The sequence below is a fragment of the Okeania sp. genome (assembly GCF_983059655.1).
The window spans coordinates 1-14,564 of the sequence record NZ_CEZPJD010000019.1 but is presented as its reverse complement, the minus strand read 5'-3'; the positions used below and the strand labels follow the sequence as shown (position 1 = coordinate 14,564).

Sequence of the window (14,564 nt, the reverse complement as noted above, 5' to 3'; positions counted from 1 at the left end):
AATTATTCTCAATGGTTTTTTCGCCAGAGAGAGTAGCGGAAATTGACACTATAAGTTTAAACTATATACTCTGTATTTACTAGAGTGCAGCGCCAGCAACGTAGTTGTTCTGAGGAATGTGAAAATCCCGATTTACAACTCCTAGTCACAAATCCACGCCACTCTATGTCGTGAATTTTCAAAATGGGGATTTTTATACGGTGTAGTTGTTTTTATCCCAATTCCCCAATATATACATGTGTAATGGGAGAAAATCAAAACCTCCTAATACTTAGAACTTATTCTAACTCCCTAGTCCTATCTGAAAATAAGAAGATTTTCAGATCAACTCTTCTAAATTAAAAAATGTGAAAATCCCCATTCTTGTAAATGAAAATGGGGATAGAGATATAAAGACTTTTAGGGTGCAAATTAAATCTAGTTTGATTTTTTTGAAAAAAAAATAGTAAAGGAGTGAATAAATTACTATATTCTGTGCTATGATTATGAACGGTTGAAAATTTAGGCTCAGTAGCTCAGTGGTTAGAGCAGGGGACTCATAAGCCCAAGGTCGCAGGTTCAAATCCCGCCTGAGCCATATATATAGATAGTAATGGTGAAGATATATATTGTTTAATTTTCTCCTTTACTATTCATACTTTCTATAACATTACGACTGCAATACCACCAAATTTTTATTTTGGGTATTTAAAGAGAAATTATGTTTAGTTAAGCATTACTTTTTCACGCTTGGTATTAAAAAGCAGCCCCCCTGTAAAAGGTTAAACAAGAGATCTAGGAATATCAAGGTTTCTTTGACTATCGGATGCTTTGGGAAGCGCAAAAATGCTATATCCAATTGACCAAGCAAAGAAAACGCGCATTTTTTTAAGGGCAAAGGGAACACAAAATTTTAATGGGCCTAAATTGAGTTGCGGTTCAGTTTTTACCATTAATCTGAACTTCCCCTTTGACAAAACGGCACAATGTATGCTGTACAAGAGATACGTTGGATTTTCTATCTACATTTACTGGGTAAAATATTGTAGGAATGTAGGAATGCTTAAATTATCTAATAGATCTAATGCCTTTTGTTGTGGTTCAGTTAGTCAAGATACATGGCTATGCTTTAGCAGATACTACCAGTGAACGTTTATTAAGAAATGTTACAAATTTACATATAGCGCTGCACGCAGGCAACAGGCAACAGGGGGAATAAAAAGCTTATCATATAAGACTTTTAGCTATTGGACACTTCCTGCAATTTGTAAATATGCCAGCGCACATTGCTATAGCTACACCCCAAAAACCTGATCGCTGTATCATAAGGTTGATAAGGGTTTTAGAGTTTCATAGTACATTTGTACAGGGGAAGTTCAGATTAATCTGGAATGGGAAAAAGTTAACAGATGATCGCTACTGTTTTATCAAGTTAGTTTTGATGGGTTAATTTTCCTCTGTAACCTCTGTCTTTTATGCTCTTCCTGCTCGTCTTAACCCATCAATTCAAAGCTGACATACCACTACGGCACATTTGACTATTATCTATCTCAAAAATTGGATCGAGAACTACTTTTATACTACTTTCTCTAACTTGTTTCTATTACTTGAGTATGCTTCTATTTATCAACTTTAGAGGGATGAAAAGCCTGAAAGAACTCTTCGTATACTGTTGTGGATAATCCAATTTTACCCAATAGTTGTTAACCTGCACAAAGTTTATTTTTTTAGTGTTGTGGTAAAGCAAAAATTTTTTTTGATCTTCAAGTTCTATCTATAAGCAATATCTGAGCTGAAAATGGGAGAACTACTAAACCTAGACAAGTTTAGTTTTTCTATGGTATCATACACAAGGGTAAGCATAAATAAGATTTTAGTTCAGTTACTCTTTGCTGATACAACTACTGAAAATTATCTGTAGTTTAGTTAGAGGAAAAACTAAAATAGAAATGAACGCCAAAAATAAAAAAGGTGCATAAAAATCGATTTAATTAGCAACTGATTAACTGCATAAATAAAACTTTAATTTGTACCTCCACCTAGAGATTTGAGAATCAGAATAGAATCATAGACCAAGTCTGAAAATATTTAATTGATTGAAGTTGGTCTAGCGAGGTCTGAAAGGAGAAATTCTAGGGTGTTTTTTTGTAATTTAAGGTCTAGTATGAAGAGGCAATATGGAAGAATTAAAGAATCTCAAACCATAAGTTTTCTTTTAGTCTTGAGTGTCAACAAGTTATTTTAAGGAGAATTAAATCATGACAGACGAATGCCTGCGTGTGGGCCAAGAAGCCCCAGATTTCACTGCTACAGCTGTGGTGGATCAGGAATTCGAGACAATTAAACTGTCTGATTATCGTGGTAAATATATAGTTTTATTCTTCTATCCCCTGGACTTTACTTTTGTTTGTCCAACAGAAATTACGGCATTTAGCGATCGCTACAAAGAGTTTGAGTCAGTTAATACTGAAATTTTAGGAGTTTCGGTAGACAGTGAATTTTCACATTTAGCTTGGATTCAAACAGATCGTAAATCTGGTGGAGTTGGAGATCTTAACTATCCACTATTATCTGACATTAAGAAAGAAATTAGTTCTGCCTACAATGTCTTAGACCCAGAAGCAGGTATTGCTCTGCGGGGTTTGTTCATTATTGATAGAGAAGGTATTATTCAACACGCCACAGTTAATAATCTTGCTTTTGGTCGTAATGTTGATGAAACCTTGCGTACTCTACAAGCTATTCAGTATGTACAGGCTAACCCAGATGAAGTTTGTCCTGCAGGTTGGAAACCAGGAGATAAAACTATGAATCCCGATCCAATCAAATCTAAGGAATTCTTTGCAGCTGTTAAATAAATTGATTTAGGCAGTCTATAAAGTACCTAATATGTCAACTCCAACACTTTTGTAGATATTCTAGCTCTATAAGGTGTTGGAGTTGTAAATTTAGAGGATATTTCAACACATTAAAATTTTGAGCTTCAACTTTTAAATTAATCAAAATTATGCTAACTTCCTATGATTTTAGAGGTTTGATCAATCAACGTTTTTTTCAAAATTTATTACCTATTCCACCTATTAATAGTTTGGATAAAGGAAAAAGAACGCCGGATTTTGAATTGCCAGATATCACAAATAGTAGATTAGTTCGTTTATCGGATTATTGGGGGGTAAAACCTGTAATAGTTGTTTTGACTCGTATATTTACTGAGAAACAGTATTGTCCATTTTGTTTTCCCCATATTTTAGCTTTAAATAATAATTATGAAAAATTTTTAGAGCGGGGAGTAGAAATATTAATGATTACTAGTACAGATAGGGAACAAAGTAAGGTTGTTGTCAGCGATCTAAGTTTAAAAATGCCTTTACTTAGTGATTCTAGTTGTCAGGTATTTAAAAATTATCGAGTCGGTCAAGCTTTAGGAGCACCTCTGCCAGGACAATTTGTATTAGATCAGCAAGGTAGACTTAGCTATAAACACTTGTTTTCTTTTCTAGATCATAATGCTAGTGTTGAGGGTTTATTTGATGTTTTAGATAGTTATATATAGGGTTTGCTGAATAAAATATTTTGCTAGGGGTAGGAGTCAGGAATCAGGAGTCAGTGGTCAGGAGAAATGGAGAGTTTAGAGGAGGTATAAGTAATAATTGTCCCTCAATTTTTCTGTCCTCGGTTTGCCCTTTATGCTAACTTTTTGAACGTTTTATACTAAAATAAGTGCCCTTTTTGGGAATCTCAAAAGGCTAAAACCTTTATATGTCCATAGTTGAGCAAAATGACTGTGAATAGCTGAGTTATTTCTTTGTGCAAGTAACTCTTTTTTTATAGACTAATATCGCAGGTAAATTGAGCTTGTAGTGTTGAAATATAGTTTGATAGCCTGTTATGCCATTTTGATAAATGTTTGTTACAAATAGTAGAATTAAGGAATAGGGAAGACCGGAGTTGGAAGAATGAGTAAATATTTAAAAAAAAGGTAAAAATGATAGGATTAGCCATCTAAAATTAATTAGGGTTTGCTGAATAAAGTTTTTTAGTAAGGGTAGGAGTCAGAATCCAGAATCGGTGAATTCAAGAGGAATGGGAATTATAGAAGAAGTAGTCAGAAGAATCGTCCCTTGACTTTTCTGTTATAATCCTCCCAAAATACTAACTTTTTGAGCATTTTAGACTGAAACAAGCGCACTTTTTTCAACATAAAAATGCTAAAACATTTGTCTATAAATGCTTTGATATTTAATCAGCAAGCCCTAATTAGAACAGCTCTTTTTAACTATCTCCGTTCAAAATGTACTTTTTATAGCATTCTTTTTTTTACTGGTATTAGTTATATACCCAAATTTTAACTGCAAATATTGCCAATTTTTATTGTCGTTAAGTATCTTAGTTTTTCTGAAAAATAAGATAATTCAAATGTCATTTTAATATACAAATGACTTGAATAACTTTACTATTTTTAGTTGTATCAGTTTGGAAAATTTTTTAAGGCATAGGAAAATATAATAAACTTTTTACTTATGCTATTTGCATAAGTATTTTTACACATAGTATAATTTATAATTGAGGATTAGTATTAGTATATATGAAATTGTAGGATATTTACTTCTTTGACACAAGGCTTTGCTAAATCCTAAAAATGTAAACGTTTTGTCTATACTAATATATATTTTTCACAAAATCAATATGGATTGAGCTTTATTTAACTAGGATAAATAAATCATAAAAAATAATTATAAATTTAAGAGATATTGATATTATGCACCCAAATTTTTTATCTGACTCAGAATTAATATCTGAAAAGAAATTTTCTAAAATTTTGGCAGAAATATCTCTCAAAATTCGCCAATCATTGGAGTTAGACTATATCCTCAATACAGCTGTAGCAGTAGTACGAGATTTGCTCAATGTTGACCGTGTTCTTATATATAAATTTCAACCAGATGGTAGTGGTATTGTTGAGGTAGAATCAGTTAGTTATCAATCAAGAACGATAATTAATGAAGTTATATACGATCCATGTTTTAAAGAAGATTTGATCGATCTTTATAAACATGGTCGTGTGAGTTCAGCCACAGATATTACTAACAGTAATCTACCTACTTGTTATGTAGAATTATTACTCAGATTTCAAGTACGATCTATATTAGTAGTACCTATTTTACAAGGGGACGACCTATGGGGATTATTAATTGCTCATCACTGTATTGATGCTAGAGAATGGCAAAATTCAGAGATTGAATTATTACAACAATTATCAGTGCAAATGGCAATTGCTATTCGACAAGCAGAACTTTATCAAAAACTGCAAGAAGAATTGAAGCAACGTCAGCAGGCACAAACTAAACTCAAAGAAGTTAATAAAAAATTACAAGCTAAACTTACAGAAAATAAAATCTACGCAGATATTGTTAAAAATATGCAAGTTGGTTTGCACGTTTGGCAGATGGAAGACTTGAATGATGTGAGTAGTTTTAGATTAAAAGCTACTAATCCTGCTGTTACTTATTTAACTGGATATGAAGAAAAAGAAATAATGGGTAAGCGAATTAGTGAATGTTTTCCTCATTTATTAAAGACTGATTTACCAGAAATTTATGCTGAGGTTATTCATTCGGGAAAAAATAGAGATTTGGGAGAAATTGAATATTTTGAACAACGAATTCCTCATAGTCTTTTTGCAGTAAAAGCCTTTCCTTTGCTTAACAATTGTGTGGGTATATTATTTGAAAATGTGACAGTTCGTCAAGAAACAGAAAATGAGCTGAAAAGACAAAAAAAAGTCATGCAAATGTTGACTACAATGAATCCTGATGGAATTTTAATTGTTGATACAGAGGGTGTAATTCAATTTGTTAATCCTGCAGGAGCATTGCTTTTTGGTCGTAGAGAAGATGAACTAATTGGAAAAGCTTTTGGGTTTCCTTTAGTTGTGGGAGAAAGAGTTGAAATAGATATAGTCAGACCATTAAATGAATTGCGTGTAGAAATAGGAATGGCTGAAATGCGACTTGGCAATATAATTTGGGAAGGAAAAGAAGCTTTTCTTGCTTCTTTTAGAGATATTACTGAACGAAAACGTACAGAGAAAACGTTACGAGAAATGAATGAGGCAATCGCTCAAGAAATTCAGGAAAGAGAACAAGCACAAAATCAATCTCAAGAAGCTAATAAAAAATTAACAAATTGGGTCAAAGCTTTAGAAAGTCGGAACCAAGAAATTACTTTACTAAATAATATGATTGACTTACTTCAAGCTTGCTTTACAGTTGAAGAAGCTTGTCAAGTTATTCTGCCATTAATTGAAAATTTATTTCCTAATACTTATGGTTCGGTCTTTAAAATTAGTGATTCAAGAATGTTAGTTGAAGGCATTGCAAATTGGGGAGAAAAAATACCAGAAGAAACACTTTTTGCCCCCCATGAATGTATTGCTTTGCGTCGGGGAGAAGTTCATTTTGTAGAGGATACTCAAACAGCTTTAACTTGTAAACATCTGCCACAACCATTACCTAAAACAACATTATGTATTCCGATTATGGCACAAGGCCAAGCAATAGGAGTTATTTCATTTTATTATCAAGAAAAAACAAAAATTACAAAAGAAGAACATCAATTAGCGATAACATTAGCTAAACAATTTGGACTAGCTTTAGCAAATCTAAAATTACAGGAAACTTTGAAAATTCAAAGCATTCGTGACCCTTTGACTGGATTATTTAATCGGCGCTACTTAGAAGAATTTCTGAATCGAGAAACTTATCGAGCTATTAGAACTGAAAAGCCTATTGGTATAATTATGATTGATGTAGATCATTTTAAAAAGTTTAATGATGAATTTGGTCATGCTGCTGGAGATGTTATTCTCAAAAATTTAGGAGCTTTTTTAAAACAGAAAGTTAGAGATTATGACATAGCTTGTCGTTATGGTGGGGAAGAACTAATTATGATCTTACCAGGAAGTTCTTTAGAAAATACCGCAAGAAGAGCCGAACAAATCAGGAAAGAAATCAAACAATTATCTGTAGAATATGATGGTATACTTCTAAGTTCTATTACTGTTTCTTTAGGAGTTGCTTGCTTTCCCGAACATGGCAAAACTGGGGAAAAGGTTGTTCAAGCTGCTGATGCTGCTCTTTATCAAGCTAAGTATGAAGGACGTAATCGAGTTGTAGTAGCTCCAAAGTATTGAATATTTGATTTATATTATATTTTTTTGAATTAATAAAGGCTATTTTAGGTGAATTAGTTTTATTATTTCTACTTAATTAGGGTTTGCTGAATAAAGTCTTTTGCTAGGGGTAGGAGTCATAACTCAGGATAAATGGAAATTATAGAAGAGGTAATCAGAAAATAGTCCCTTAATTTTTCTGCCATAATTCATCCCAAAACATTAACTTTATGCAGCTCTTGCCACCGAAAAGCTGACACTTTTTAAGACAAAAAATGCTACAACCTTTATATTTTATCTATCAATGCTTTGATATTTAATCAGCCTCCCATGTGAAATTAGGAAAACTCTCAAAAAACAACTGAAATATGTAAGTAAAAATTTAACTAACATAGACAGACTAATAGAGAAAGGTGCAAGTCTAGAAAGTTTGAATAATAGACAATATAAAACTTTGTTGGTCGTAAGTAAAATTTATCGTCAGCAACAATCTTTTTCAGCAAACCCTAACCTATGAATAATCCTAGTTACTGCTTTATGAAAAAATCTGCAACGTCGTAGTGGCGTGTCAAGCTGAAAATGATGTATTAAATTTTTTAGTACAATTCTTGCTATGACTAAGGTTTGGAGAATTTTCCTAAAAAACTATTTTAAGCTTGACGCGCTAGTAGTATCCTTGAAAAATTAATTAATAAAAATTGAAACTAAATTTCTTAGAAATCTTGTTGGAAATCATTCATACTCAGACAATTCATATGAGGTTTGAGGAATCACATTTATATTACGATGAGAATAACGAGTAATGGCCAATAAAGGTAGTGTCAGAGTCAGTACAGCGATCGCTGTTCCCAAAATATTTGCAATCCTTTGAGGAGGTTCATCGTCTGAGTAACTGACAGGTTGACTATCTGATTCCATATTGAGAAAGCTTCTAAAAAACTTAAAATTGTTAGTAGTAATACAAGTTGTATTATAAATACTGGGAGATTGGCCTCAACTTTTATTGTTAAGAACTATGATTTTTTTCAGTAACTTTGTCCTTAATCTCTTTAGCAGTTTGTGCCAACACCAGAGATCTTTGACCCATACTTACAGGTAGTCTAGGTATATCCGACAAGGAAGCACGAGATAAATCCAACAAAAGTTCACGGACTTCTCCTACCCATTCTAACGAATCTGGAGGAATAACGTGGCCATCAGCTTTTTCTTGAATAATTTTTGCTTTCTCTGCTAGTGGTAGAGCTCTTTCTGCAAGTTCTTCTGGTAGTTTAGGCCGATCCGACAAAGAATTACGGACAATCTCAAGTAATAATTGATGAACCTGATTTATCCACTCAGTATCTGAGTGGTGGGAATTAAAATTAGTCATAAGTAGGGCTAGTTTGTTTCAAAATGAGAGCTAAAATTCTATTTTTATTTAGATAGAAATAATTATTTACTTTTCAGTTAAATTCCAGACTCCATCCCAATCCTTTGGAGGAAGTTTTTGCTTAAATAGATTACAACGACCAAGGTGCAACTTAGCCGCTTTGTTGTTTGGGTCGATGTTCTTGACTGCTTGAAATTCAGCTGCAGCCTTTACAAAACATTCTTTTATAGAGTCCTCATCTAAACTTTTGTCTATGGATGGCCTTAAGTAATACTCTCGTCCTCGACGATAATGTTCAATTATACGGTGTTGTTGCTCCGTTAAATCTTGCTTCAACTCACCTTCCTTGAAGCCTAATAATTCATATATTCTAACAGGCTTACTTTTTCCCTTCACAGTAATTAGGTCTAGTTCCCGAACCCAAAGCATATCTTTGTAAGGTTGATAAGTATTATCACTGATGACCAGGTCTGTACCATACTGCTTGCTTGTACCTTCAAGGCGAGAAGCTAGATTAACACCATCTCCAATAGAAGTTAGCTCCATACGCTTACTAGAGCCAATATTACCACTAACTACTTCGTCTGAGTGAATGCCCATACCAATCTTAATAGCCATTTTGTTCTGAGCTACACGTTCTTCATTGAATTTTTCCAAGCGCTGACGCATTTCTACAGCACTTTGCATGGCACACAAAGGATGATTTTCTAGAGGAGCTGGAGAACCAAATACTGCCATAAGGGCATCCCCTATATATTTGTCAAGAGTACCTTTGTATTTGAATACAGCATCTACCATCTCTTCAAAATACTCGTTCAGCATAGTAACAACTTCTTCAGCTTCCATACCTTCTGTCAAAGTAGTGTAGCTACGAATATCACTGAAAAGCACAGAAACCTGTTGACGTTTTCCTCCTAAACCAGTATCACCAGTTGCTAATAATTGTTCTGCAACTTCTGGTGTCATGTAGCGATACATCAAGTTTTTTACTTGTTTTTCTCCAGTAATGTCCTCCATCACTACTAAAACGCCATTAACTTTCTCAAGGTCGCAAACATCAATCATAGAGTTAATTGACAAATTAATACTCTGAGGAGGCAAATTTCCCAGGGGTAACAAAGTTTGATCTGGATAATACTGTTGGTACTCTTTAGTATAATTCGGAGAAAGGGCTAAATCTAGCCACTTAGAAAAATCACCTTCCTTGAGCCGTACTAATTCACTTACATATTTACCTGCTAATATCTCTGTGTCACTGATGCCCAGTAAATGTCTAGCACTTTCATTTGTAGCAATAACTTTGCCTTTTTGATCCGTCGATATTACCCCGTTTGTGAGACTTCGCAGAATATCCCTTTGTCTCTGTTGCTCTTGTTTAACTGTATCAAATAATTTAGCATTTTGGAGGGCCACACCTGCTTGGATATTAAAGGCTTTCATAAACTCTAAATCGTTGCGATTAAAACTGGCTTTCCACTGCTCCGGTGCTTCAGGCCAGTTGGCATGGTCATAGGGTGGATACTCTCCTTGTTTCTTTTTGTTAATTAGCTGAGTTACGCCAATTAATTCATCGTCAGCATTAAAAACAGGCATACACAACAAACTACAGGTACGATAACCTGTTTTTTCATCTGTTTCCTTGGCTGTAACTGAGTGAGTATCTTTATAAACGTCAAAAGGAATAAGTAGTGGTTCGCCAGATGTGGCCACCATCCCAGCAAAACCTTTATCTTTAGCAATCCTAATTTCTGTTAGCTGTCCATTAATGGGGATTTTTGTCCATAGCTGACTTTTCTCATTGTCTATGAGCCACAAGGTACTGCGGTCTGCATTCATCAGTTCCTTGGCCTGCTCCATCACTTTTCCTAGAGTATCTTCTAAGTCTAGACTACTTTTGCTGAGGGAGTCTACAGCTTTCATTAGAGCTTCTGCTGCTCTCTGTCTTTGAGTTGCTGCATAAAATGATTTAGAAGATTCTAAAATTAGACTAATGGAAGGGGCAAATTCACGAAATACTCTTTCATCTTCTTCAGTAAATCCGTTGACATCTATTTTTTCTCCTAGTTGTTCATATTGTTCGTGGTCTGCTTTGAACTTGTTTAGGAGTTGGACAACTGCGATTAAATCCCCTGTATCTTCTTTCAGTAATGGCATTACTACCATAGTGTAGGTACGATATCCATTCTGTTTGTCAAATTTTTGTGCTGAAGCGGAACGTGGATCTTCATAGAAGTCGTAGGGTATGTTGATTACTTTTTTCTCTTGAGCTGATTCTCCTGCTATTCCTACATTGGCTGGAATTCTTAATTCTAAGAGTTTCCCATCTGCTCCTTTAGCTACTGTTGACCAAAGTTCATTTTTTTCTTCATCTAATAACCAAATTGTTGTCCGGTCTGCGTTTAATAATTCTCCAGTTTTGAGAGTAATTGAGCGCAACATTTCGTGTAGAATTGCATCAAATCCTTGAGCTTCTAACAAATTGTTGAGCATTCCCAGGGTTTGATTAACTGTTTTGAGTTTTTCTTCAACATCCTTAACCGCTTCAACAAAGGTTTCTTTTGTGAGGGGAGCTAGATAACTTGAGAAACTAGACCCAGGATGAACTAATGCACTACTTTCGTTGGCTTTTGAGTGATTGTTGGAGTTATCTCCATTACTAAGATTAATTTCTGGGTTATTATAAGTATTATTATTATCTGAGTAATTTTGAGGGTGAGACACCTGATGGTTGGGACCCTCTATAACTTCCACATCCTCTGTTGGGATTGTGTACTCTGTTGCTATTTGGTTTGGAGATGCAGATGTCATAACAGTTTAATTAAATATTTGGATGCTCTTTCTATGTAAGGCTTTTCAGTCCTTCAAGCTCAATTTGTTAATTAATATTAAGAATTGAGTGATTTAAAAATCATTCATATCTGTAGTGTAGTCTAACATAATTAAACTTTTACTCTTCTTTTAAGAAATTTATTCTAAATATTTTTTAGATAAGGTCTGCTACAAAAGTTCTAAGTGCGAGTTTAGGGTTCTTCAGTTATGAAATTTTTTTTTACTTTTAACCCCTTACTTTAATGCTAGTTCTTCAATAAGCAGATTAACTTTGTTTGATAGTATAGAAGCTTATATATTGCACTTGCTAAACCTTTAATTCATAATTATCAAAACTAAGAGTTTTCAATTTATTCTCTATTTCTCTATTTATAGAAGCAAGTTTTTATTGGTTAAAATTGTGCCCTTTTGTTTTATATTTATAATATAGCACAAAAAGTTACTAGTAATACTATGGATTGTGTTATGTCTAAGTTGATAACTCAACATAATCTACATAATTTTTCTTGCCCTTTGTTAAAGTCAATTGATAATATTATTTTATATATTGTATTGTTAGTATAACCGCTATTATGGACTAAGATTCTCCTCCAGATCTAGAAATAGGTATAGTCAAATTTTTCCGACGTTTAGTAGCAGCTTCAGTTAAAAGAGATTCTGCAAAAGCTATAGCTTCTTGAGCTGGCCTACCACTAGCTAGTTGTGCCAACTCCTCTCGCCTTTGATAATTATTGAGATTTTTAACTCTAACAATAGTCCGTACTTCAGAGTTTTGATTAGGTGTTTCCTCGACTACTTGTTTACTGACATTAAAGTGATTATCAGCCATTGCAGCTACTATCGGTTGATGGGTTACGCAGAGGACTTGATGTTTCCGACTTAGTTGATGTAGTTTCTCTGAAATTGCTGCTGCGACTCTTCCTGATACTCCAACATCTATTTCATCAAATACTAGAGTACCAGAGCCTTCTATTTGAGAAAAACAAGCTTTCAATGCCAATAAAAATCGACTCATTTCTCCACCAGAAGCTATTGAGTTTAGAGGTTGTAGTGGTTCACCAGGGTTTGGACTGAAGCAGAATGTAATCTGGTCAGCTCCTGTAATTGTTGGGTTAGTGGGAGTAATTTGTACCTGAAATTTCACTTTTTCCATAGCGAGGGGTTTTAATTCCTCTACCAAGTGTTTCTCTAATTTAACAGCTGCATTATGACGTTGTAAGCTAAGTTCGCTACATTTATCTTGTAATTGCTTTTGAGTTTCTAGGTATACTTTTTCGAGTGCTTCAACGGACTCTCCACCATGTTGTAGTTCTTTGAGTTCTGCTTGTATTTTGTAATAATAATTAATAGCTTCTTCTAGGGTTGGACCATACTTGCGACAAATTTGTTTAAGTTCTTGAATTCTTTCTTCTACATCTTGTAATCTTTGGGGATCTGCTTCTAATTCCTCGCCATAGCTACTGATTTGTCGGCTAGCTTCAACAACTTGAGATAAAGCTTCATTAATCATTTCTAATACAGGTTGTAATGTGGAGTCGTAGTTTACCATATCGTTTAATATAGTTTCTGCTTCTCCAAGGAGGTCTGCTGCTGCTGAATTATCTCCTTCATTTTGATATAAAGCTTGATATATTTGATAGCTTTGATGTTGAAGTTCAACTGCATGACTAAGGCGTTGACTTTCATGTGTTAGTTGTTCTAATTCTTGAGGTTCGGTAAGATTAGATTTATCTAGTTCTTGTACTTGGTATTCTAATAAATCTATTCTTTGTAAACGTTCTTGCTCTGACTGGCGACGATTTTCTAATGCTGCTTTGGCTTTTTGAGCTTTTTGGTAGGTAATACTGACTGCTTCTCGGCATTTTAGTAGGGGATGACTACCATATAGATCGAGCCATTCCCTTTGGAGATTGGGATTTCCTAATTGTAGAGTTTGGCCTTGGGCCGTAATTTCTAATAGGCGATCGCGCAGTTGGTCCATTATTTTGCGATTGACTAGAATACCATTGAGACGAGACCTAGTACGGAGAGACGTTTGGGCACAAGTAATTTCACGACTACAGACCACTAATGTACCATCCACTAAATCTATTTCTTGGTTTCCTAACCATTCGGCCAGGGATGAGTTTAGCTCAAAGGTTGCTTCTAAGATAGCTCGTTTAGTTCCTGTTCGGATTACACGACGGTCTACTTTTCCGCCCAGAGTTGCATCAAGAGCATCTAGGATAATGGACTTACCAGCACCTGTTTCTCCTGTGAATACATTTAGGCCAGAGCTTAATTCTAGGTCTAGATGGTCTATAAGAGCAAAGTTGTTAATGCGAAGGGATATAAGCATTTATTCAAGAAAGAAGAAAGAAGGAAGAAGTTAAGAAGGAAGAAGTTAAGATTAAATGTTTGCACTTTACTTTTATCCTGCTTCGGTCAAACATAATTTTTTAGTTTATGTATGACTTTAATTTATGACTAAAATTATGGCAGTAAATCCTCTATTTTCTTGGAGGTCTTCAAGATAAAATTATAATATAGCAATCCTATTTCAATTGTAATATTTCTGTGGTAGTTAGGAGTCAGGAGTCAGAAGTCAGAAGTCATAATTTTCAAGGTTTTTTGTCAATCTTAACTATTATAAAAATTCTCACAAATTATTTATTTAGGATTACTATATATAATTAGAAGAATACATTAAGGTTTAATTGGATTAGGGATAATTTTTATTTTGTTTTTTAGTAGAATATCAATTAATAACTATAGTAATTGTTTATGAGTGAAGAATTATTTATATTTTCTTAGTTTCTCAATCACGATTTATTTTAATTTGAGAAACAATTGATATTGGGTTTCTTGTTGGAAATTTCACACTAACTAAGTGGAATTATCTTTTTCAATTATTTATGCTGATAATTATCTCAAAATGCTACTATAAATTCAAAATTTATGACTTACCGAATAATTAACTAATTAATAATTAAATAATTCTGGTTTAAAGCCTCCTCTTTTAAGGGGAAAAAAAGCGGTCGTTTGCGGAGCAGTCCGTTAGGATGGGATGGCGAGGAGACCTCGCCATATCCAATCGACCAAGAGAAGAAATAGTATTTCCTTATTTCAATCCTCTCGGTTTTAACCAGAGGTAATTATCAATTATCAATTATCAATTATCCATTATCAATTATCCATTATCCATTAATGAAAGCAGTTTCCAAAGTTATGAGAGGT

At 34.0% G+C, this 14,564-nt stretch carries 9 protein-coding genes and 1 tRNA gene; 5 read left to right on the top strand and 5 right to left on the bottom strand.

Annotation, left to right across the window (positions count from 1 at the left end):
• Positions 1–504: 504 nt before the first annotated feature.
• A tRNA-Met gene (locus tag AC3DU7_RS02585) sits at positions 505–577 on the top strand.
• A gap of 184 nt (positions 578–761) precedes the next feature.
• Here the strand turns inward: AC3DU7_RS02585 and AC3DU7_RS02580 are convergent.
• Positions 762–932: a hypothetical protein gene (locus tag AC3DU7_RS02580; RefSeq protein WP_488037806.1), complete on the bottom strand. Its 171-nt coding sequence runs from the start codon at positions 930–932 to the stop codon at positions 762–764.
• A 131-nt stretch (positions 933–1,063) separates the two neighbouring features.
• Here AC3DU7_RS02580 and AC3DU7_RS02575 point away from each other — a divergent pair, with 131 nt between their 5' ends.
• The 4 genes from AC3DU7_RS02575 (at position 1,064) to AC3DU7_RS02560 (ending at position 7,171) form a co-directional block, all read left to right on the top strand.
• Positions 1,064–1,198: a hypothetical protein gene (locus AC3DU7_RS02575; RefSeq protein ID WP_488037805.1), complete on the top strand. Its 135-nt coding sequence runs from the start codon at positions 1,064–1,066 to the stop codon at positions 1,196–1,198.
• A gap of 1,039 nt (positions 1,199–2,237) precedes the next feature.
• Positions 2,238–2,837: a peroxiredoxin gene (locus AC3DU7_RS02570; RefSeq protein WP_488037804.1), complete on the top strand. Its 600-nt coding sequence runs from the start codon at positions 2,238–2,240 to the stop codon at positions 2,835–2,837.
• 149 nt (positions 2,838–2,986) lie between these two features.
• A complete protein-coding gene (locus tag AC3DU7_RS02565) occupies positions 2,987–3,532 on the top strand; it encodes a peroxiredoxin family protein (protein WP_488037803.1) in 546 nt (181 codons plus the stop codon).
• Positions 3,533–4,738: 1,206 nt separating this feature from the next.
• On the top strand, positions 4,739–7,171 hold the full coding sequence (locus tag AC3DU7_RS02560; protein ID WP_488037802.1) for a sensor domain-containing diguanylate cyclase: 2,433 nt from the start codon (positions 4,739–4,741) through the stop codon (positions 7,169–7,171).
• Between the two features lie 711 nt (positions 7,172–7,882).
• Here AC3DU7_RS02560 and AC3DU7_RS02555 read toward each other — a convergent pair.
• From AC3DU7_RS02555 to recN, 4 genes are all read right to left on the bottom strand, one after another.
• Entirely contained in the window at positions 7,883–8,068 is a 186-nt protein-coding gene (locus AC3DU7_RS02555) for a TLTLP motif-containing protein (protein WP_293074310.1), read from the bottom strand.
• A gap of 88 nt (positions 8,069–8,156) precedes the next feature.
• On the bottom strand, positions 8,157–8,519 hold the full coding sequence (locus AC3DU7_RS02550) for a hypothetical protein (protein WP_488037801.1): 363 nt from the start codon (positions 8,517–8,519) through the stop codon (positions 8,157–8,159).
• A 66-nt stretch (positions 8,520–8,585) separates the two neighbouring features.
• A complete protein-coding gene (locus AC3DU7_RS02545; protein WP_488037800.1) occupies positions 8,586–11,327 on the bottom strand; it encodes a GAF domain-containing protein in 2,742 nt (913 codons plus the stop codon).
• A gap of 598 nt (positions 11,328–11,925) precedes the next feature.
• Positions 11,926–13,686: a DNA repair protein RecN gene (gene recN / locus AC3DU7_RS02540; RefSeq protein WP_488037799.1), complete on the bottom strand. Its 1,761-nt coding sequence runs from the start codon at positions 13,684–13,686 to the stop codon at positions 11,926–11,928.
• Positions 13,687–14,564 lie beyond the last annotated feature (878 nt).

What these genes read in the sequence shown, in the direction of transcription:
- AC3DU7_RS02575 (WP_488037805.1), top strand. Translation starts at nt 1,064, where the DNA reads ATGCCTTTTGTTGTGGTTCAGTTAGTCAAGATACATGGCTATGCTTTA.
- recN (WP_488037799.1), bottom strand. Translation starts at nt 13,686, where the DNA reads ATGCTTATATCCCTTCGCATTAACAACTTTGCTCTTATAGACCATCTA.
- AC3DU7_RS02570 (WP_488037804.1), top strand. Translation starts at nt 2,238, where the DNA reads ATGACAGACGAATGCCTGCGTGTGGGCCAAGAAGCCCCAGATTTCACT.
- AC3DU7_RS02565 (WP_488037803.1), top strand. Translation starts at nt 2,987, where the DNA reads ATGCTAACTTCCTATGATTTTAGAGGTTTGATCAATCAACGTTTTTTT.
- AC3DU7_RS02550 (WP_488037801.1), bottom strand. Translation starts at nt 8,519, where the DNA reads ATGACTAATTTTAATTCCCACCACTCAGATACTGAGTGGATAAATCAG.
- AC3DU7_RS02555 (WP_293074310.1), bottom strand. Translation starts at nt 8,068, where the DNA reads ATGGAATCAGATAGTCAACCTGTCAGTTACTCAGACGATGAACCTCCT.
- AC3DU7_RS02560 (WP_488037802.1), top strand. Translation starts at nt 4,739, where the DNA reads ATGCACCCAAATTTTTTATCTGACTCAGAATTAATATCTGAAAAGAAA.
- AC3DU7_RS02545 (WP_488037800.1), bottom strand. Translation starts at nt 11,327, where the DNA reads ATGACATCTGCATCTCCAAACCAAATAGCAACAGAGTACACAATCCCA.
- AC3DU7_RS02580 (WP_488037806.1), bottom strand. Translation starts at nt 932, where the DNA reads ATGGTAAAAACTGAACCGCAACTCAATTTAGGCCCATTAAAATTTTGT.